The sequence below is a fragment of the Hydrogenivirga sp. 128-5-R1-1 genome (genome assembly GCF_000171895.1).
In genome coordinates this window covers 45278-63773 of the sequence record NZ_ABHJ01000004.1, presented here as the reverse complement: position 1 = coordinate 63773, position 18496 = coordinate 45278, and the positions used below count along the sequence as shown (strand labels likewise).

Below are 18496 nucleotides of genomic sequence, written 5' to 3'. Positions count from 1 at the left end.
CTCCCTATGTATTTAATTTCTAAAGGCGCCCCGCACGGGCACTGACTAATCTCAGAGTTTCAGAGAATACAACCGAAGGTTCTATATCAAGACACCTGTAATCTCCCCACCGGCAGTCACCCTTCCCGTGCACATCACAGGGCTGGCACTCAAGACCTTTCAGGATAAACTTTCCTTCCTCCGGATAGAGCGCGAAGCCGAAGGTCGGGTGAGTTCCTCCGTATATCTGAACTGCCGGAGTCCTGACAGCCCTCGCACAGTGGAGGAGTCCCGAGTCGTTTCCCACAAATGCCGTCGCGAGCTTTATCACTCCGAGAACATCCGCGAGCCCGAGCTTTCCACACAGGTTTATCCCCTCCACGTCTCCCAGCTCCTTAGCGTCCGTCTCGTCCCCCAGCCATACGACCTCAAAGCTGTTCTCCATGAAGAGCCTCGCCAGCTCTCTAAAGTAGGGGTACTTCTTCTTCCTGTAGCGAGCTCCAGCCCCCAGGGCAACGAAATCCCCCGAAGGAAGAACCTCCTTAAGCCTCTCTAACCTTTCCTGAGATACGAGCACCTGCGGTAAGGGCAAGGCTCCTTTAGCCATATCGCCGAGCGCACCGAGGTAGCTCTCGGTAACAGAGTAAGGTCTCCTGAAACGAGGAAACCTGACCGCAAGCCTCCTTCTCAAGGCGTCCTTCCTGTAGGTGAGCCACCTGCCGCCGATCTTTCTTCTCAGCTTGAAGGTCCTTAGGTTCTTGTGCACGTCAACAACGAGCTCAAAGTTATGCCTCTTCAACTCAGCGATAAAGCCTGCATTAAACAGCTCATCCTTTGTAGTACCTATGGCTGTGACCCTCCAGTCGTCCTCAAAGAGGGAGTGGTAGGGTTTAAATGTCAGGAGGTAAGGTTTGTAGCCCGCCTTTATCAGGGGTTCAATGAGGACGGAGCTCAGAACCACGTCACCGAGAGAGGAAAGACGGACTATGAGAGCTTTCTTCATCACCCACCGCTCACGGGCGGTATTATCGCAACCCTTTCGTCACCTTCAAGGTTGTAATCTTCCCCGACGTACTCCTCGTTCACAGCGAACTTGACCCTATCAAGTATATCCGCCACCTCAGGGTGCTTCTCCTTTAAAAACTCCCTCAGCTTGCTTACACTTCCCCTGAATTGCACCTCTTCCTCCGATAATCCGAGCCTGTCCCTGAGAACGGAGAAGTAAACCACCCTTGGCATGGAATTTAATATAAACTAAAATCTATAAAGACATGGGGGAGACGGGGAAGCTCGTAGATTTTCTGAAGAGGAGCGTTCTTTTTCAAAACCTGCCCGAGAGCGATCTTAGAAAGATCTCACTGAAGTTTAAGTTTATAGACCTCCCCATGGGGGAGGTGCTCTTCTACGAAAAGGACGAAAGCAGCGATATGTACCTGGTCATTGAGGGAAAGGTGAGGGCTTCACTCTTTGATGAGCACGGGAACGAACTCGTCCTCGCCGAGCTTGGACCGGGGGAGTTTCTGGGAGAGATGAGCATGATAGACGGTCTTCCCCGCTCTGCAACGGTGATCGCTGAAGAGCCTACAAAGCTTGCAGTCCTGAGCAGGGAGGCTTTCCTCAAAATCCTCAGGGAGAACCCTGACATGTCGGTCAACGTGATAAGAGCTCTCGTCGCACGCCTCAGAAGGACGGACGACATGGTTGAAGCTCTCGCCTTCCGGAACGTGGAAAGCAGGATAGTAAAGTTCCTCTTAGAGGTGGGCAGGGAAAGGGGCGTCATGGAGAGCGGAAAGTTCAAGGTCAGGAAGATGACTCACAGAGACCTCGCCTCAAGGGTAGGCTCCTCAAGGGAGGCTGTTACCAAGGCTCTAAAGGCTCTCACCTTCAAGGGAGTTATTGAAGACTCGGGGAACTTCTGGCTCGTATCCCCCGATGCCGAGGAAGAGATAGACCCTTAAGAGAACCTTTCAAGCACCCTCGCTATCCTCCTGATTATCCTCTCCTTGGGAAGGGTTGAGAGGAGTACATCTATGCCCACACCCTCCAGCTGACCCGTCAGGGCTATCCTGAGGGAGTGCCATATCTCCTTGGGCTTAACACCGAGCTCCTTCTGTATCTCCTTGGCGAGGGCTTTCACATCCTCCGGAGTGTCTATGTCCCTGCCTTCCAGCTTAGCGACAAAGGCGCTCAGAACCTCGTAGCTCCTCATGTCCTCAAGCCTTCCCCAGAACTCAGGGGATATGTCCACCTCGTCCACGAAGAAGGGTCTGAGCTTCTCTACAGCCTCCGTAAAGGTGTCGTAGGCGTCCCTTGTTCTCTCTAAGACTTTCCTGACGTAATCCTCATCGCTCACATCGTAGCCCGCAGACTCAAGGAAGGGAAGTATAGCCTCGTACAGCCTCTCAAGACTGACCACCTCCCTTATGTAAACGCCGTTCATCCACCTGAGCTTATCCCTATTGAAGACCGCAGGGGCAGAGTTCACATCTTTCAGGTCAAAGAGCCCTATGAGCTCCTCCTTTGAAAATATCTCCCTCTCAGAACCAGGAGGAGACCACCCGAGCAGACAGAGGTAGTTGAAGAGAGCTTCGGGAAGGAAGCCCTCCTCCCTGTAGTTTTTGACGGAAACAGCCCCGTGCCTTTTAGAGAGCTTGCTCCTGTCCTCACCCAGTATGACGGGCAGGTGGGCGAACCTCGGAACCTCAAAGCCGAGAGCCCTGTAAATGAGTATCTGCTTGGGAGTGTTGGGTATGTGGTCTTCCCCCCTTACAACGTGGGTTATGCCCATGAGGGCATCGTCTACAACGACGACGAAGTTGTAGGTGGGGCTCCCGTCGCTCCTCACTATCACAAAATCCCCGAAGTCGTCCGCATTTATAGATATGTAACCCTTCACGAGGTCTTCAAAGACGACCTCCTCACCCTCGGGCACGCGGAAGCGTATGGTAAAGCTCTTCCCCTCTCTCTTCAGGCTCTCAACTTCATCGGGAGATAGAGCTCTACACTTTCCCGAGTATCTGTAGGCGACTCCCCTTTTCTGTGCCTCTTTTCTCTCCTCCTCAAGCTCTTCTGGAGTGCAGAAGCAGGGGTAGGCATGTCCGCTCTGGAGGAGCTTCTCAACGTACTCTCTGTATATATCAAACCTCTCCGACTGCCTGTAGAACTCATCCCATTCCATACCGAGCCACTCAAGGTCTTTCAGGAGCATCTCCTCATACTCTCTCCTGGAGCGCTCCCTGTCGGTGTCCTCAATCCTGAGCACAAACTCACCACCGTTGTGTCTGGCGAAGAGGTAGCTGAATATGGCTGTCCTGGCGTTACCAAGGTGCAGATAGCCCGTGGGACTTGGTGCAAAGCGGGTTTTTACCATGGCTATTTAATTATAGGGAGTATGGGATATAATAGACACGGAAAATTTTAGTAAGGATATAAAAGGAGGCAGGAGATGAAACTCACTCTGAGCGTGATAAAGGCTGACATAGGCGGTTACGTTGGTCACTCCGCCACCCATCCAGAGGTCGTAGAGACCGTGAAGAACGTTGCTGAGCAGGAGAAGGAGAAAGGGAACCTTATAGACGTCAGCATACTGACCTGCGGTGACGATATCGCCATAGTTATGACCCACACCCACGGCGTTGACAACGAGCTCGTCCACGGGATAGCATGGAACGCCTTTGAGAGGGGAACGGAAGTCGCCAAGAAGCTGAAACTCTACGGTGCTGGTCAGGATCTTCTCACAGACGCCTTCAGCGGGAATATAAAGGGTTTAGGTCCCGGTGTAGCCGAGATGGAGTTTGAGGAGAGACCCTCCGAACCCGTCATAGTCTTCTTCGCCGACAAGACCTCTCCCAGCGCATGGAACCTCCCCCTATACGAGATGTTCTCAGACCCCATGAACACAGCAGGTCTAGTAATAGACCCAAAGATGCACGATGGATACACCTTTGAGGTTCTGGACGTTTACACGGGGAAAGCCGTCCGCCTCAGCACACCGGCAGAGCTGTACGACCTGCTCGCCCTAATAGGTTCGGTTGGTAAGTACGTGGTCAAGAACGTTTACAGGGACTACGACGGTGAGATAGCGGCAACCGCTTCCACTCAGAGACTCTCCCTTATGGCTGGTCAGTACGTTGGGAAGGACGACCCCGTCATGATAGTCAGGTCTCAGAGCGGTTTCCCTGCGGTCGGGGAGATACTTGAGCCCTTCGCTAGACCCTGGATAGTGGAAGGGTGGATGAGGGGCTCTCACAACGGACCCCTTATGCCCGTATCCTTTGAGGACGCAAGACCTTCAAGGTTTGACGGACCACCCAGAGTCATAGCGGCCGGGTATCAGCTTTCTTCAGGTAAGCTCGTTGGTCCCACGGACATGTTCAGAGACCCTGCCTTTGACAAGGCGAGGGTAAGGGCTCAGGATATGGCTGACATACTGAGGAGGCAGGGAATATTTGAACCCCACAGACTTCCCGCTGAGGAGATGGAGTACACCACACTGCCCAAGATACTTAAGAAGCTGGAAAACAGGTTCTACGACATAGAGGAGCAGAGGCTTGACAAAGACCAGGTTATAGAGAAGGAGGACATGGACTAAAGCCTGTCTCCTATGTGTTTTTCAAGGAAGCTGATTATGTAGTTCAGCTTCCTGTCCTTCCGCCTCTCTTCCTCTATCTTCCTTATCCCGTATATGACGGTTGAGTGGTCGTTCCTGTTGAAGGCACGGGCTATCTCTATGAGTGAGGCGTCCGTCAGTTTCCTGCAGAGGTAAAAGGCGATGTGCCTCGCCCTGTTCACCTTCTTGGATCGCTTACTGCCGGTTAGCTCTTCCGGCTCTATACCGAAGTGAACGGCGGTATACAACTTTATCTTCTCAAGGTCGTTCACGCTGACCTTTTTTCTCTTCAGGTGCTCAACTCCCCTGAGCTTCAACCCCCTTATAGTTCCCTCTATGTCCCTGACGTTGTTTGAGGTCTGCTCCATAAGACTTTCAACTATCCTGTCCTGAACCTCTATCTTCAGCTCGCAGAGCTTGCGCTTTATTATCTCCAGCTTTGTCAGCTCGTCCAGGCATATCTCAACCACCAGCCCGCCTTCAAACCTGCTGACGAGCCTGTCGGACACATCCTTTAGCTCCTTCGGATGTCTGTCGGAAGCGAGGACTATCTGCTTCTCCTTGAGGAACATGTGGTTAAAGATGTTGAAGAACTCCACCTGGGTTCGGGTCTTACCCGAGAGGAACTGTATATCGTCAAGAAGCAACAGGTCTATGCTTCTGTACCTGTTCCTGAACTCCTTAACGCTACCCGTCTTTATAGCTTCAACCATCTCCTCAGAGAAGTCGTTGGCGGACTTGTAAACCACGTGGTAGCCTTTCTCCACGCAGAAGTTTCCTATAGCCTGGAGGAGGTGTGTTTTGCCTAGCCCCACTCCCCCGTATATGAACAGGGGGTTGTACAGACTGCCGGGGCTGTTTGCCACCTCCAGCGCTACCTCGTAGGCGAGCCTGTTTCCCTCACCCACCACGAAATTGTTAAAGGAATACTTAACGTTTAGTCCTTCCGCAGCCTTCTTACGAACCCCAGGGGAACCATCGCTCTCCTCGCCCTCAAGGAGCACGACCACCTTATCCCTAAACCCGTTGCCGAACTTAGTCAGGAGGAAGCTCTCTATGTTCTCCTTAAGTTTTCTATCCTCGGTAAAGAGGAATATCTTGCCCTCTCTCTCCTCCATACGGAACTTTCCAACGAGGGAAAGCAATCCCCTATCCACCCTCTCCACATAGGATAGGAAGGTTTTTATGTTTAGTTCTTCCATAGCTATCTATATTCTTCCATCAGCCCCGAGGACAACCTGAAGCTAAAAAGGCTTGCCTATCAGGTATTTATCCCTTGATTTCAAAGTCATTTGAAGAGCGACAAAAATTCCTCTTCCCTCAGAGGCTCAAGCTCTTCAACGCCCAGATTCTCTATCATGTGTTCAGGTCTACTCATACCAACGAGGGCGGTGCCCACACCTGGCGTGCTCCTTACGAACTGAAGGGCGACAAGGACGTCCTTGTCCACTCCAAACCTATCCTTTAGCTGTGGTGGTACTCTGCCTATCACGTTCCCCTGGTAGAGGGAGGCGCTCGTGTAAACGTATATCCCGAGCTCACGACAGGCTTCAAGGGTAGAGACCTCTTTACCTCCCAGGGTCTGGTTCTTCAGGGAGAAAGCCTCGTGCATGCCCAAGTTGTAGGGTAGCTGTATGAAAGCGAAGTGGTGGTCTTTCCCACCAACCTCCTCCGCGATCTTAAGTATTTCAGACAGGTCAAGGTGCTGACGTGCTCCCCGTGGAATCCTGAAGCCGTGCCACGTTGCGAGACCATAGAACTTCAGCCTATTTTCCCTTACCTTCTCCTCCAGCACATCAAAACATTCTCTCAGTCTGTTGTAGAACTCTTCCTTCTCTGTAAAGAGCAACTGCTCCTCAGGGTTGTGGATGAAGTATACGTCTATGTACTCCGTGTTCATATTCTCAAGACCCTTGTTGAAGCACCATTCTATAAATCTGCCACCGAGGTAATGACCCTGAGGTGTCATATCGTTGGGGTTTATCAGTCCTGGTTTCAGGAAGTTTTCCTCAAAGAAGAGCTTGGGATCCTCCTTGGCATCCGCGTCAAAGGGGACGTAACCACCCTTGGTGGAGATCCACATCCTTTCCCTGCCTACGTCCTCTATAACCCTGCCTATAACCCTCTCACTCTTCATGTAGCGGTAGTTTATCGCCGTATCCACCACGTTTACACCCCTCTCCACGCCGAGCTTTATGGTCTCCTCGTATCTCCTGTCGGTCTCCTCGTCCAGCTCTCCGAGGTAAGTCCCCACACCGAGCTCCGAGAGCTCGTATCCTCTGAACCTCCTGTATATCATTCCCTTGTTTCCTCCTCTTCTACCCTGGCAAGAGCCTTTTCCTTTTCGCCCTTTCTCACAGTTCTGCCGAGCAGTATTGATACCTCGTAGAGCACGAGCAGGGGTATAGCCATGAGAACCTGGGTCGCCACGTCCGGGGCTATGAGAGCGCCCACGAGGAAGGCGACCACTATAAAGTATCTGCGGAACTTCTTGAGCTGTTGCTGGCTGACCACCCCAGCCCTCTGAAGCATGTACAGGAATATGGGCATCTCAAAGGCTATACCGAAGGCTATGAGCATCTTGAGAACGAAGCTAACGTACAGGTTCACCGAAAGGTAGGGGGTGGCCGCAAGCTGGGAGAAACCGAGCCCCAGCAAGAACTTCAAAGCCATAGGCAGAACGACTGCGTAGGCAAAAACGCCGCCCATGACGAAGAGCAGAACCGAGGAAAGGAGCAGGGGTATAAAGAGCTTCTTCTCCTGGGGGTAAAGAGCTGGCTCAACGAACCTCCAAATCTCAAAGAGTATCACGGGAGAGGCTATTATCAGTCCCACCGTAAGAGATATCTTTATGAGTATAAAGAGGGGTTCCGTTGGAGAGAGAGTTATCAGCTCCACATCGGGATAGGACTTGACAACCGGCTCTTTCAGGAACTCAAAGACGTAACGGGCGAAGTAAAAGGAGCCACCCGCAGCGATCAAAAAGGCGATTATAGACCTAATCAGTCTTGTTCTGAGTTCCCTCAGATGTTCCGTGAGGGGCATCGTCGGGAGCTGATTGTTCTCTGTGCTCATCCTCTTCCAGTTCCTCCTTCTCTTCTTCAACCACGAGCTCTTCGTTCAGGTAGTCTTCATTATAATCTTCGGTTACAACGTCAGGTAGGGGCTCATCAACCTCGTCGTACTCATCTGCAGTCTCGTCCTCGGTTCTTTCATCAAGCTCCTGAGCCTTCTGCTCTTCCTCAAGCACCTTCTTGTTTATCTCCTCCATGTAAGCCTGCATCCTTACCTCTTCCCACATCTCTCTGACCTTCCTGACCGCTTCCCCGAGCTTGACAGCGAGATCCATCATCCTCTCAGGACCCAGAACTATGAAGGCTATTATCAGGACTATTACCAGCTGGATTTCCATAGCTTAACTATTATAGGAGCTTGTGAAAGCCGTTGGAAAGGCACCTTAACAGCATGATCTAAATCATTATTTATGAGTTTTGAGGGCTATATCCTTTTTAAAACGGCGTTTTATTTATAAACGAAGCGGGAGGGGAGCTTCGGCAGTACGGGGGGCAGGTGAAAACCGCCCCCTCTTTTTATACACTATCTCTTATGCTCTTTCATAAAGTTCCCCGACATCTCTGGAGAGATTACAGCTGGCAGATAAGGAACAGGATAAAGAGCCTGGAGGAGCTTCAAAGATATGTAAGGCTCACTGAAGAGGAGGTGGAGGGGATAAGGCTTACGCAGGGTCTCTACCCCTTGGCCATAACGCCCTACTACCTTTCCCTCATGGATCCCGATGATACAGAAGACCCTATAAGATTACAGGCTATACCGAGAAGGATTGAGGTTGACGAGGAGGCTCAGAGTGCTGGTGAGCCCGATGCCCTCAGGGAAGAAGGTGACATACCCGGTCTGACCCATCGCTATCCCGACAGGGTATTGATGTCCGTTACCACCTTTTGCGCAGTTTACTGCAGGCACTGTATGAGAAAGAGGATATTCGCTGAGGGGGAGCGAGCGAGGACGAAAGAGGAAATAGACAGGATGCTTTCCTACATAAGGGAGCATGAGGAGGTAAGGGACGTCCTTATATCGGGAGGTGAACCCCTGAGCCTGAGCAACGAAAAGATAGAGTACATACTTAAAGGTTTGAGGGAGATAAAGCACGTGGAGATCGTGAGGTTTGGCACGCGGCTGCCCGTACTCGCCCCTCAGAGGTTCTTTGACGAAGAGCTCCTCTCGATACTTGAGAAGTACTCACCGATATGGATAAACACCCACTTCAACCACCCGAAAGAGGTGACGGAGCTTGCCGAGGAGGCTGTGGATAGACTTCTGAGGCACGGTATTCCCGTAAACAACCAGACGGTTCTCCTCAAAGGCGTAAACGACAACCCAGAGATCATGCTATCTCTCTTCAGGAAGCTCCTGAGGATAAAGGTTAAGCCCCAGTATCTCTTCCACTGCGACCCGATAAGGGGAGCAGTCCATTTCAGAACGACTGTAGATAAGGGTCTTGAGATAATGAGATTCCTGAGGGGTAAAATATCGGGGATGGGTATACCAACCTACGCCGTTGACCTGCCCGGTGGTAAGGGAAAGGTACCTCTCCAGCCCAATTACGTCGTCGGAAGGGAGGGGAACAGCTTTCTCTTTGAGAGCTTTACCGGTGAGCTCGTGGAGTACACTATAGATGAACTTATTTAGGGCTTTTTTGCAGGGAGCTGTCCTCAGCCTGTTTGACCTCCTCAGGAACAACTACACCTACCACTCGGGAGCCTTAACGTACCACTTCCTACTCTCAATGGCTCCCCTGACAATAGTCCTTCTGAACCTTGTCAGCCTCCTGCCCATGGTTGAGCTTTCCGAGATTGAACGCACCCTTGACCGGTTCTTTCCCCAGTACACCAACAGGGTGGTTCAGGAGATATTGGAAGTCCAGAAGAGGAGCGGACAGACATCCCTCATAGCCTTGGGGATTTCCTACTTCTTCTCGGTCGGTTTTATAAAGTACATGGGTAGAGCGTTCGCTTTCGTATCTGAGGGAGAGCTCGGGGAAAAGAGGGAGCTCTTCTACTGGCTGTTCATGCCCGTGTTCCTGCTCGGGACGGTACTCGTTATATCGCTATCGTTCCTGCTCAGCATATACATTAAGCTCGTGATACCCACAGGGTACTCACTGCTCCTTGACCTCTCTTACGTCCTGCCGGGGGCACTAATGCTATCCCTTATATACAGGAGCTTCCTTAAAAGGGGAATAGGTGTAACGAGGCTTTTTCTCCTGTCCACATACATATCACTGCTTATGTTCCTGAGCCAGCTCGCCTTTACCTGGTACATAGCCCACCTGTTCAAGGGTAGCCTGCTTTACGGCTCGCTGAGCACCATAGTTGTATCCCTGCTATGGATAAACCTGATATTCCTAATATTACTGTACGGAGCCCGCCTCATACACAGACTCAGGGAGTTTGAGGACGCCAAGGGGAGCTAAAGACCCGGCACATCTGTTAAAATACTGTTTTATTCCTCAGGAGGAAGAAGATGGAAAGAAACTGGAACGTTGGAACCAAGTACCTCAACGACAAAACGAGGGTCATAGTGATAGGTATTACGGGAAGGGAAGCCTCCCAGGTGGTTTCAGAGACAGAAGCCCTGTACCCTGGAACGATAAAGGTCGGCGTTACCCCCGGAAAGGGCGGACAGGAGGTATCTGGAGTTCCCGTCTTCAACACGGTAAAGGAAGCCCTCAACTCCCCCGAAGGTAGAGACGTAAACACGGGACTCATATACGTTCCTCCTGCCTCCGTGAAGGATGCGGTCATTGAACTCGTTGACGCAGGAATAAGCGTAATATACATAATCACCGAGCACGTCCCCATAAGGGACACCGTTTACTTCTACCACTACGCCAAGGAAAGGGGTGTGACCATAGTGGGTCCTACCTCTCTGGGTTGCATTGTCCCGAGGGTGCCTGCAAGGATCGGTGCGATAGGTGGTAAGAACCCCTCCATAGCCTACAGAGATGGTGGTCTCGTCATACTCTCCAAGTCCGGAGGATTGACCACCACCACCGCAGAGATGTTTATGAGAAGAGGTTGGGGCGTTTACATGGCTCTTGCTCTCGGCGGTGACATAATAGCCTGTACCACCTTCGCGGATGTTCTTGAGGAGATAAAGGACGACCCCAACGTAAAGGGCGTGATAATTCAGGGTGAGGTCGGTGGAACATACGAGGAGCAGGCTGCTGAAACCATAAGGAGACTTTATAAGGAAGGTAAGTGGAACATACCCGTTGCAGCCTTCGTGGCGGGAAGGTTCCAGGAAGGGCTTGAGGGTGTGTCCTTTGGACACGCAGGTGCGATAGTGGAGAGAGGTAAAGGAAAGGCTACCGACAAGATAAGGCTCTTCAACGAAGTTGGGAAAGAGACGGGACTAGTCAAGGTGGCAGAGTTCTACCACGACCTCGTTAATTGCATAGAAGAGCTCGGAGTTGAGAGGGACTTTGAGGACTCAACGCCGGAAGGAAGGGTACAGCCCCTCTACTCAACCATAGACCCCGAAAGCTGTGAGTTTAAAGGTGATTGATGACCGACTGAGATGGAACAGGAGATATTTGGAGGGTAGGGAGTCTGCCCTCCATGCCACGCTCACACGCTTTTACCACCTTGCACCTTATGGAAGGGCACTTGATATAGCCTGTGGCACCGGAGAGACTTCCATATACTTGGCAAAAAAGGGATTCAGTGTTGAAGCCTTTGATGTTTCCGATGTAGCCATAAGGAAGGCACGTCTGAAGGCTAAACGTGAAGGTGTGAGCGTCAAGTTTAAACCCCTGGATGCGGACAGGTTCTCCTTTGGCGTTTCAAGGTATAACCTTATACTCAACTTCTATTTCCTGAACAGGAACACATTTCCTAAGATAAAGAGGTCATTAAAGAGCGGAGGAGTACTCATCTTTGAGACCTATAACGAAGACCACTCCTCAGTTAACCCATCCTTCAATCCAAGCTATCTACTGAGAAAGGGTGAGCTGATTGAAGAGTTCGGTGATATGGAAATCCTCTACTACTGTGAGGTCTCAAACATAACCACTCTGGTCGCAAGGAAGCCTTAGAAGAACCACCTTCTCTTCTTTTCTCTGCCAGCCTCCTTCCTGAGCTGTTCGTTTTCCTTGGAAAGCTCCGCAACCTTAGCCTCAAGCTCACTTATCCTCCTGAGGGCGTCCTTCAGCTCCTCGTTCACCTTCTTATACTCTAAAAAAGGGACAAAACCCTCCGAACTATTCTTACGATGAACATGCTGGAGATAGTATCTTATAGCCTCCTTTATTACTCCTGTTCTGGTCTTACCTTCTTCCTTAGATACCCTGTCCAGCTCCTCAAGAAGAGAAGGCTCCAGTCTAAAGGATATAACCCCCTTCATGGCACCTGATCTTACCACATTTGTGTATTACTTAGCTTTTTAAATTACTCACCGCCAAAGAGTATACAAGATCAGTCTGTAAATTATATGTATTACATTGTATATTGCTAATATAATCACAATTATATTAACAAAACAGGGGTGTTTTAGCCTTATCTGGGGGGTTATACTTAATAGAGGGTATGAAGAATAAGCTGAGGGTAGGGGTATTCAAGCTCTCCTCCTGCGATGGGTGTCAGGCGATTTTCCTTGACCTCCCTTCTCTATGGGAACACCTGGACTTCAGGTATTGGTTCCTGGGAAAGTCCGAAAACAAACTTGAACCTATAGACATAGCTTTCGTTGAAGGGTCTGTATCCACCCAAGAGGAGGCTGAGTTTATAAAAGAAGTTAGAGAGAAGGCACGCCTTCTTGTAACGATAGGAGCGTGCGCTACCTCGGGGGGAATCCAGGCTCTGAGGAACTTCGGCAGTTTGGAAGAGTTCAGCTCTGTATACCCGAAACCAGAGTTCATAAAGGTCCTTAAGAGATCAACCCCCATAAGTGAACACGTGAAGGTGGACTATGAGATATACGGATGTCCGATAAACCCCCACATACTTGAAAATTTCGTTAAGGCGCTACTTCACAGCAGGAGACCCGAGATCCCCAGCTACCCACTCTGTATGGAGTGCAAGCTGAGGGGAAACATCTGCGTAATGGACGCCTACCGAATACCCTGTTTGGGACCTGTTGTGAGGGCTGGTTGCGGGGCGCTCTGTCCGTCTGTGGGAAGAGGGTGCTATGGATGCTTTGGTCCCTGCAAAGGGGCAAACGTTGAGTCCCTTGTGAACTGGTTTGAGCAGATCGGTATGTCCAAAAGGGATGTGGTAAGGCTCTTTGAGAACGAAAACGCTTACTCGGAGACCTTCAGAAAGGTTTTGGAGGAAAAGGTTGAGTGAGGTCAGGATAGACCCTCTTACGAGGGTGGAGGGTCTGGGAAGGCTGTCTGTTCTCACGGAAGGTGAAGAGGTAAAGGACGTTCGGCTTGAGATATTTGAACCACCGAGGTTCTTTGAGAGGCTCCTGAAGGGGAAGAAACCCGATCAGGTCATAGACACAGTTGCGAGGATATGCGGTCTCTGTCCGGTCGCTTACCAGCTGACAGCAGTGGAAGCCTTTGAGAGTATATTTGAGCTGAAGGTTCCGAGGCATATAAGGGAGCTCAGGAGGGCTATCTACTGCGGTGAGTGGGTCTCAAGCCACTCCGCACACATATTCTTCCTGCACCTTCCGGACTTCTATGAGAGGGAAAGCTTCCTTGAGCTGATGAGGGAAAAGAGAGAACTTCTGGAGGCCGGTTTACAGATAAGAAAGACTGGGAACTCAATAATAGAACTCCTAGGAGGGAGGCATATACACCCAGTAAACATAAGAGTAGGTGGTTTTTACAAAATCCCTTCAGCCCCAAGGATAGAGAACACCCTCGCGGAGATAGAATCTGCGCTACCCTTCGCGGAGAAAGCCCTTGAGCTCTTCCTGAATTTTGACTACCCGGAGATGGAAAAGGAGAGAATTTTCGTCTCCCTGGGAAATCATGAGGTATATCCGATAACGGAGGGGAGTGCGGTCTCTTCAGAGGGTATGAACATAGAAAAAAATGAGTACGAAGAGTACTTCGTAGAGTACCAGCTGCCCCACTCAACCGCACTCTACTCCAGACTCAAGGACGGGAAAGCCTATGAGGTTGGGGCTCTGGCGAGGATTTACAACAACTTCGGCAAGCTGCCGCAGGACTTGAGGGAAAAGGTTGAAGGCGTTTTACCTGCCAGAAACCCCTTCAAGAGCATAATCGCAAGGATCGTTGAGGTCATATACGCCCTGAGGGAAGCGAAACACATCCTTGAGAAGTTTGAGGGTGGAGAACCTCATGTGGAATACAGCATTAGGGAAGGAGAAGGTGTTGGAATAACTGAGGCTCCGAGGGGAATTCTCTACCACAGATACAGAGTGAACTCTAAGGGAGAGGTCGTATTTGCGAACATAGTTCCTCCCACCTCCCAGAATCAGAGGGCAATGGAGGAGGACGTGCTGTTAGGTCTGAAAACTCTCAAGAATGGAGACATTAGGGTATTGGCTGAGAAACTTGTGAGGAACTTTGACCCCTGTATCTCCTGTGCGTCTCACTTCCTTGAGGTTATCAGAGTTCCTTAACGCCGAAGATAGGCTTTATCCTCTCGTAGGAGAATATGGGTCCGTCCTTGCAGACGAAGGTGTAACCGAACTGGCAGTGCCCGCAGGTTCCCACAGCGCACTTCATGTGTCTCTCCATTGAGAGGTAGATGTTCCCTTCGGAAAGACCGAGCTCCAGGAGCTTCTTGGTCGTGAAGTACATCATTACCTCCGGACCGCACATCATCCCGACGGTTCTGTCAGGATTGAGCTCCACAAACTTAAATAGCTCCGTGACAACGCCGACGTGTCCACTCCAGTCATCCGTAGGCTTATCAACGGTAAGAAGAAGCCCAATATCTCCTTCCTCCCATTTTTTGTATTCCTCTTTATAGAGAAGACCCGAGGGGTTCTTAGCACCAACGAGGAGAAATACCCTCCCGTAAGCTCCCCTTCTTTCTATCAGGTACTCAACCACCGGCTTTATGTCCGCAAGACCGAGACCACCCGCAACAAGGACTATATCCCATCCCTCGTACCTCTCAACTGGAAAGTGGGTTCCGTAGGGTCCCCTTATGCCTATACAATCACCTTCCTTCAGAAGGAAAAGGTCTTCAGTAACCTCCCCGACGAGCCTGACGGTGTGCTCTATAAGGTCTCTCCTAATTGAGCTTATGGATATGGGGACCTCACCCTGGGCGTAAACGTAGAGCATGTTGAACTGACCCGGCTTGAACTCTGGAAAGTTTTCAACTTCAAGGAGAAAGCGCTTCGTGTTCTCGTTCTCCTCAACCACCTTCCTTATAAGGGCTTTCCTCAGCACGAAGGGGCTATCCATCGGAGAGGAGCCTCCCTACTTCCTCAGTTATGTCTATCCCAACGGGGCACCAGGTTATACACCTGCCGCAACCAACACAGCCGAACTCACCGAACTGACCAACCCAATAGGAGAACTTGTGAAGGAGCCACTGCCTGTACCTTGAAGCGATGCTTGACCTTAGGGGAACGCCATGTATGGCAGAGAACTCCTCCCTGAAGCAGACGTCCCAGCTTCTGAACCTGACGGACTCCGAACCGTCAAGGCTGACTTCATCAACGACCTCGTAGCAAAAGCAGGTGGGACACACCATGGCACAGCTCCCACAGGCGAGACACCTCTTCGCAACCTCTTCCCAGAGGGGGCTCTCAAGCCTTTCCAGAAGTTTCTGCGGTAGCCCCTCCGTTTCCACCTTTCTTTTTATTCCTGAGATAGCACGCTCTCTGAGCGTCCTTTCCTCCCTGTAATCCTTTCCTTTGGGGGCTTCAGCCCTCAGCCCTTTAAGAATCTCCTCTCCCTTCTCCGTAAACGCCCTGACAAGGAATCCATCCTTAAGCTCAGTAATCGTAAGGTCACTCTTCCCTTCGGTAAAGGGACCTGTTCCCATAGATGTGCAGAAGCAGGTCTTTGCGGGTTGGGTGCAGTTAATAGCGACCGTAAAGACACCTTCCCTCAAAGCACTGTAATAGCTGTCCTTATGGGGATTTTTCTTTATGAAAACGTAGTCCAGAATTCTCAGCGACGCTAGATCACAGCCCCTTACGCCGAAGAAGGCGTACTTCTTTCTTTCAAGGTGTACCTCCTGAGAGAGGTCGGGCTTTATCCTGAGGAGCTCCGTTCTTGGAGGATGGAGAAAGTGCTTCAGAGAGTTCGGTCCGTGGACGTAGCCGAACCAAAATCCTGACTCCTTCACCCTGTAATGCCCCTTCTCCTGCTCCTCCTCTATACCCTTTGCCACCTCCGAGAAGTCATTAATCTCCTCAAATAGGACTACGCCGTCCTTCAGAACGGGTGCTACAACTGCATAACCCCTTTTCTTCAGGAGGTCTATGAGGACTCCAAGCTCTTCCTTGGGAACCAGCTTTTTAAGCATTAAAGGTTCAGATCCTCTCCTCGTAGGTGGGCTTTTCGGTTTTATAAAAGACCCCTATGGGTATTTTCACGTCCTCCCTGTTGTAGTCCCACTCCTTAGCCCTCCTGTAAGCCTGATCGTAGTCGGTGGGGTCGTGTCCTACATCTTCAAGCTTGTAAACGTGCTGGTTATAGAACTCGTAAGTGTTGAAGAAAACTACGCAGGGCTGGAGGACGTCAATGAAGGAAAAACCCCTGTGGAGTATAGCCTGCTTTATGAGCTCCTTCAGGTGGTCGGTGTATCCTGCGTAACCCCTCGCCACGAAGGTGGCACCAGCCTCAAGCATAAGGACTATCGGGTTCATGGGGTCTTCTGGGGGTCCCTCGGGCGTTGACTTCCCCTTGAAGATACTCGGGCTTGTGGGTGTAAACTGTCCAGTGGTTAGGCTGTAAGACCTGTTATCGTGGACTATCACAGTTATGTCGGAGTTCCTCTTCGCAGAGAATATGAGGTGAGATACGCCTTCGGCGTATATATCTCCATCTCCAACGAAGCATACGGGGTATAGCTCTGGGTTCGCCAGCTTTATGCCCGTTGCGGTGGCAGGCGCCCTCCCGTGAATAGAGTAAAAGCTGTTCAGGTCTATGTAATCAACTATCTTCCCGTGACAGCCTATCCCCGAGAGTATTACGAACTTTTCCAGAGGGATAGTATCGGAAAGCTCCTCAACCGCCCAGGCAAAGGCGCTCATCAAACCGAAGTTTCCACAGAGCCTGCACCAGGTTATCTCTGCACCGGTGTATAAACTCTTCGTTACAGCCATACTATACCTCCCCGAGCATCTCAATGAGCTCGTCCCTGAAGAAGGGTCTTCCGTCGTACTTCTTTATGTTCCTGTGAGACCTTATACCGTGCATGTTGAGGAGCCTCTCAAACTGCCCAGATGCAGAGCACTCCAGAGAGATTACGAGCTCCGCAGAGCCGATCTCCTCCATAACCCTGTCTGCGGGAAAGGGCTCAAGAAATAGGGGTCTTACGACCTTGTAGCCGAGCTCCTTGGCAACGTCAAGGGCTGTTCCCCAGGTGGAGCCCCATGTTACTATGACCTTCCTTGAACTTTTATCTCCACCAACGACCACAGCATACTCACGGAAGAGGATGTACTCCCTAAGGGTCTCTCCCTTTCTTAGCCTCTTGTCCTGCATTCTTTTGACGAGTTTTGCATCCTCAACGGTTATTCCCCTCTCGTCGTGCTCGTAGCTCGTCCCCTTCACGACGACTCCTTCCTGACCCGGGAAGGCGAGGGGTGATATTCCGTCCTCAGTTATCTCGTAACGCCTGTACTCCCCATTTCCCCTCCAGAGCTTCGGCTCTTCAACAACCCTTTCTCTCTTTATGTCCGCAAGGAAGTAGCTCTCACCGAGGTGCTTGTCTCCCAGAATTAACACGGGGATCTGATACCTCCAAGCTATGTTAAGGGAGTCCCTCGTTAGGTAGTAGGCTTCCTCGGGTGTTCCCGGTGCCACAACGACCCTCGGGAAGTCCCCGTGCCCCGCAAAGGTAACGAAGAGGAGGTCTGCCTGAGCGGTGTAGGTGGGGACGCCGGTGCTTGGTCCAGCCCTCTGGGCTTCGTATATGACCATGGGGGTCTCGCTCATTCCTATCAGGCTGAGGGTCTCTGTCATGAGGGCAAAACCACCTCCGGAGGTTCCGACCATTGAACGCTTCCCGGCGTAGGCAACGCCCACAGCCATGTTTATTGCGCCTATCTCGTTCTCGGGATGAACTACCTTTATACCGAACTCGGACTTCTTCTTCGCAAGATAGTGGAGCACGGGAGATGCAGGCGTCATGGGGTAGGCTATATAGAAGTCAAGCCCTCCATCAACGGCACCCAAGGCTATGTTCTCGTTCCCCGTCATTATCTCTCCCTTTCTTTCTCCGACCTTCTTCACCTCAAAAACGCTGTCCAGGGAGTTATAGACTTCCCTGTATATCTGCTCGTTCTTCTCCCTCTGGGGAAGGCTGAGGATAAAGGGGAGACCCTCTTCAAGGGGTATGCCAAGGAGCTTAAGGACAGCTCCAAGCACGGAGGAGCTCTTGAAGAACCCCGGAGCTACCTCTTTGAAGGGTACCCTTATTGCACCCTCCTTTTCCTCCTTCTCGTTTATGAGCCAGACGGTATCACCCTTTGCATCCTCTTCATGGGCTTTTATGCTTCTTCCATCCGTAGCGACTATTATGTCCGCCTTCTTGTTCACGCTGTTCACTGGTCTTTCAGAGAACCTGAGTGTAACGAAGTTGTGCCCGCCCCTTATTAAAGAGGGGTAGTCCACGTAACCGAAGACGTGATAGCCGAGGTTTGCAAGGACGCCAGCGAGCATCCTCCCCGCTTCCTTTATTCCTGCTCCTGCCTTCCCCCCGATTATTATCGTCTTATCCATAA

Annotated in this window: 20 protein-coding genes; 8 read left to right on the top strand and 12 right to left on the bottom strand. The window is 51.1% G+C overall.

The features are described 5' to 3' along the window. Positions 1–19: 19 nt before the first annotated feature. Positions 20–982 (bottom strand): glycosyltransferase family 9 protein, encoded by a 963-nt coding sequence (locus HG1285_RS12465; protein WP_008286781.1) that lies wholly within the window; start codon positions 980–982, stop codon positions 20–22. Further along, entirely contained in the window at positions 982–1218 is a 237-nt protein-coding gene (locus tag HG1285_RS12470) for a MoaD/ThiS family protein (RefSeq protein WP_008286780.1), read from the bottom strand. The genes HG1285_RS12465 and HG1285_RS12470 overlap by 1 nt, the downstream gene beginning before the upstream one ends. Before the next feature lie 32 nt (positions 1219–1250). Between HG1285_RS12470 and HG1285_RS12475 the strand changes: the two genes are divergently transcribed. Beyond that, positions 1251–1937, top strand: coding sequence for a Crp/Fnr family transcriptional regulator (locus HG1285_RS12475; protein WP_008286779.1), 687 nt, complete (start codon positions 1251–1253; stop codon positions 1935–1937). Here HG1285_RS12475 and gltX read toward each other — a convergent pair. Then, positions 1934–3349, bottom strand: coding sequence for a glutamate--tRNA ligase (gene gltX / locus HG1285_RS12480; protein WP_008286778.1), 1416 nt, complete (start codon positions 3347–3349; stop codon positions 1934–1936). The two genes, HG1285_RS12475 and gltX, sit on opposite strands and share 4 nt — an antisense overlap. Positions 3350–3424: 75 nt before the next feature. Between gltX and fbp the strand changes: the two genes are divergently transcribed. Then, a complete protein-coding gene (fbp, locus tag HG1285_RS12485; RefSeq protein WP_008286777.1) occupies positions 3425–4570 on the top strand; it encodes a fructose-1,6-bisphosphate aldolase/phosphatase in 1146 nt (381 codons plus the stop codon). Here the strand turns inward: fbp and dnaA are convergent. The 4 genes from dnaA to HG1285_RS19430 all read right to left on the bottom strand — a co-directional run bounded on the left by dnaA (position 4567) and on the right by HG1285_RS19430 (position 8000). Next, complete coding sequence (gene dnaA, locus HG1285_RS12490; RefSeq protein ID WP_008286776.1) at positions 4567–5790, bottom strand: chromosomal replication initiator protein DnaA; 1224 nt, start codon at positions 5788–5790, stop codon at positions 4567–4569. The two genes, fbp and dnaA, sit on opposite strands and share 4 nt — an antisense overlap. Positions 5791–5876: 86 nt before the next feature. Next, positions 5877–6887: an aldo/keto reductase gene (locus HG1285_RS12495; protein WP_008286775.1), complete on the bottom strand. Its 1011-nt coding sequence runs from the start codon at positions 6885–6887 to the stop codon at positions 5877–5879. Next, positions 6884–7663 carry a twin-arginine translocase subunit TatC gene (tatC, locus tag HG1285_RS12500; RefSeq protein WP_232219458.1) on the bottom strand — a complete coding sequence of 260 codons (780 nt, stop codon included), beginning with the start codon at positions 7661–7663 and terminating at the stop codon, positions 6884–6886. Before tatC ends, HG1285_RS12495 begins: the two co-directional genes overlap by 4 nt. After that, positions 7587–8000 carry a twin-arginine translocase TatA/TatE family subunit gene (locus tag HG1285_RS19430; RefSeq protein WP_008286773.1) on the bottom strand — a complete coding sequence of 138 codons (414 nt, stop codon included), beginning with the start codon at positions 7998–8000 and terminating at the stop codon, positions 7587–7589. The genes tatC and HG1285_RS19430 overlap by 77 nt, the downstream gene beginning before the upstream one ends. A gap of 194 nt (positions 8001–8194) precedes the next feature. Between HG1285_RS19430 and HG1285_RS12505 the strand changes: the two genes are divergently transcribed. The 4 genes from HG1285_RS12505 to HG1285_RS12520 are packed head-to-tail and all read left to right on the top strand — an operon-like array spanning position 8195 to position 11702. Then, positions 8195–9295, top strand: a complete 1101-nt coding sequence (locus HG1285_RS12505) for a KamA family radical SAM protein (protein WP_032496447.1) — start codon at positions 8195–8197, stop codon at positions 9293–9295. Then, complete coding sequence (locus HG1285_RS12510; protein ID WP_008286771.1) at positions 9282–10079, top strand: YihY/virulence factor BrkB family protein; 798 nt, start codon at positions 9282–9284, stop codon at positions 10077–10079. Before HG1285_RS12505 ends, HG1285_RS12510 begins: the two co-directional genes overlap by 14 nt. A 50-nt stretch (positions 10080–10129) precedes the next feature. Beyond that, positions 10130–11173, top strand: coding sequence for a succinyl-CoA synthetase subunit alpha (locus HG1285_RS12515; RefSeq protein ID WP_008286770.1), 1044 nt, complete (start codon positions 10130–10132; stop codon positions 11171–11173). Beyond that, entirely contained in the window at positions 11166–11702 is a 537-nt protein-coding gene (locus HG1285_RS12520) for a class I SAM-dependent methyltransferase (RefSeq protein WP_050777663.1), read from the top strand. Before HG1285_RS12515 ends, HG1285_RS12520 begins: the two co-directional genes overlap by 8 nt. Here HG1285_RS12520 and HG1285_RS12525 read toward each other — a convergent pair. After that, positions 11699–12010, bottom strand: a complete 312-nt coding sequence (locus HG1285_RS12525) for a ribbon-helix-helix domain-containing protein (RefSeq protein ID WP_008286768.1) — start codon at positions 12008–12010, stop codon at positions 11699–11701. The two genes, HG1285_RS12520 and HG1285_RS12525, sit on opposite strands and share 4 nt — an antisense overlap. 182 nt (positions 12011–12192) lie before the next feature. Here HG1285_RS12525 and HG1285_RS12530 point away from each other — a divergent pair, with 182 nt between their 5' ends. Together HG1285_RS12530 and HG1285_RS12535 are read left to right on the top strand one after the other, a co-directional pair. Beyond that, the gene (locus tag HG1285_RS12530) at positions 12193–12951 is read left to right on the top strand and encodes an NADH ubiquinone dehydrogenase (protein ID WP_008286767.1); all 759 of its coding nucleotides are present in this window, start codon (positions 12193–12195) and stop codon (positions 12949–12951) included. Then, complete coding sequence (locus HG1285_RS12535; protein WP_008286766.1) at positions 12944–14203, top strand: Ni/Fe hydrogenase subunit alpha; 1260 nt, start codon at positions 12944–12946, stop codon at positions 14201–14203. Before HG1285_RS12530 ends, HG1285_RS12535 begins: the two co-directional genes overlap by 8 nt. Here HG1285_RS12535 and HG1285_RS12540 read toward each other — a convergent pair. Genes HG1285_RS12540 through HG1285_RS12555 form a run of 4 tightly spaced genes read right to left on the bottom strand, consistent with a single transcriptional unit; the run spans position 14190 to position 18494 of the window. After that, complete coding sequence (locus HG1285_RS12540) at positions 14190–14999, bottom strand: FAD/NAD(P)-binding protein (protein ID WP_008286765.1); 810 nt, start codon at positions 14997–14999, stop codon at positions 14190–14192. The genes HG1285_RS12535 and HG1285_RS12540 overlap by 14 nt on opposite strands. Beyond that, on the bottom strand, positions 14992–16071 hold the full coding sequence (locus HG1285_RS12545; RefSeq protein ID WP_008286764.1) for a 4Fe-4S dicluster domain-containing protein: 1080 nt from the start codon (positions 16069–16071) through the stop codon (positions 14992–14994). The genes HG1285_RS12540 and HG1285_RS12545 overlap by 8 nt, the downstream gene beginning before the upstream one ends. A 7-nt stretch (positions 16072–16078) precedes the next feature. After that, on the bottom strand, positions 16079–16873 hold the full coding sequence (locus tag HG1285_RS12550) for a thiamine pyrophosphate-dependent enzyme (RefSeq protein ID WP_008286763.1): 795 nt from the start codon (positions 16871–16873) through the stop codon (positions 16079–16081). A 1-nt stretch (position 16874) separates the two neighbouring features. Then, positions 16875–18494 carry a 2-oxoacid:acceptor oxidoreductase subunit alpha gene (locus tag HG1285_RS12555; RefSeq protein WP_008286762.1) on the bottom strand — a complete coding sequence of 540 codons (1620 nt, stop codon included), beginning with the start codon at positions 18492–18494 and terminating at the stop codon, positions 16875–16877. Positions 18495–18496: the final 2 nt, after the last annotated feature.

Bases quoted from the DNA above. Each gene is read 5' to 3' on its own strand.
- tatC (WP_232219458.1), bottom strand. From the start codon at position 7,663: ATGAGCACAGAGAACAATCAGCTCCCGACGATGCCCCTCACGGAACAT.
- HG1285_RS12540 (WP_008286765.1), bottom strand. From the start codon at position 14,999: ATGGATAGCCCCTTCGTGCTGAGGAAAGCCCTTATAAGGAAGGTGGTT.
- HG1285_RS12515 (WP_008286770.1), top strand. From the start codon at position 10,130: ATGGAAAGAAACTGGAACGTTGGAACCAAGTACCTCAACGACAAAACG.
- HG1285_RS12470 (WP_008286780.1), bottom strand. From the start codon at position 1,218: ATGCCAAGGGTGGTTTACTTCTCCGTTCTCAGGGACAGGCTCGGATTA.
- HG1285_RS12545 (WP_008286764.1), bottom strand. From the start codon at position 16,071: ATGCTTAAAAAGCTGGTTCCCAAGGAAGAGCTTGGAGTCCTCATAGAC.
- HG1285_RS19430 (WP_008286773.1), bottom strand. From the start codon at position 8,000: ATGGAAATCCAGCTGGTAATAGTCCTGATAATAGCCTTCATAGTTCTG.
- HG1285_RS12495 (WP_008286775.1), bottom strand. From the start codon at position 6,887: ATGATATACAGGAGGTTCAGAGGATACGAGCTCTCGGAGCTCGGTGTG.
- HG1285_RS12530 (WP_008286767.1), top strand. From the start codon at position 12,193: ATGAAGAATAAGCTGAGGGTAGGGGTATTCAAGCTCTCCTCCTGCGAT.
- HG1285_RS12475 (WP_008286779.1), top strand. From the start codon at position 1,251: ATGGGGGAGACGGGGAAGCTCGTAGATTTTCTGAAGAGGAGCGTTCTT.
- HG1285_RS12505 (WP_032496447.1), top strand. From the start codon at position 8,195: ATGCTCTTTCATAAAGTTCCCCGACATCTCTGGAGAGATTACAGCTGG.
- dnaA (WP_008286776.1), bottom strand. From the start codon at position 5,790: ATGGAAGAACTAAACATAAAAACCTTCCTATCCTATGTGGAGAGGGTG.
- HG1285_RS12465 (WP_008286781.1), bottom strand. From the start codon at position 982: ATGAAGAAAGCTCTCATAGTCCGTCTTTCCTCTCTCGGTGACGTGGTT.
- HG1285_RS12550 (WP_008286763.1), bottom strand. From the start codon at position 16,873: ATGGCTGTAACGAAGAGTTTATACACCGGTGCAGAGATAACCTGGTGC.
- HG1285_RS12555 (WP_008286762.1), bottom strand. From the start codon at position 18,494: ATGGATAAGACGATAATAATCGGGGGGAAGGCAGGAGCAGGAATAAAG.
- fbp (WP_008286777.1), top strand. From the start codon at position 3,425: ATGAAACTCACTCTGAGCGTGATAAAGGCTGACATAGGCGGTTACGTT.
- gltX (WP_008286778.1), bottom strand. From the start codon at position 3,349: ATGGTAAAAACCCGCTTTGCACCAAGTCCCACGGGCTATCTGCACCTT.
- HG1285_RS12525 (WP_008286768.1), bottom strand. From the start codon at position 12,010: ATGAAGGGGGTTATATCCTTTAGACTGGAGCCTTCTCTTCTTGAGGAG.
- HG1285_RS12510 (WP_008286771.1), top strand. From the start codon at position 9,282: ATGAACTTATTTAGGGCTTTTTTGCAGGGAGCTGTCCTCAGCCTGTTT.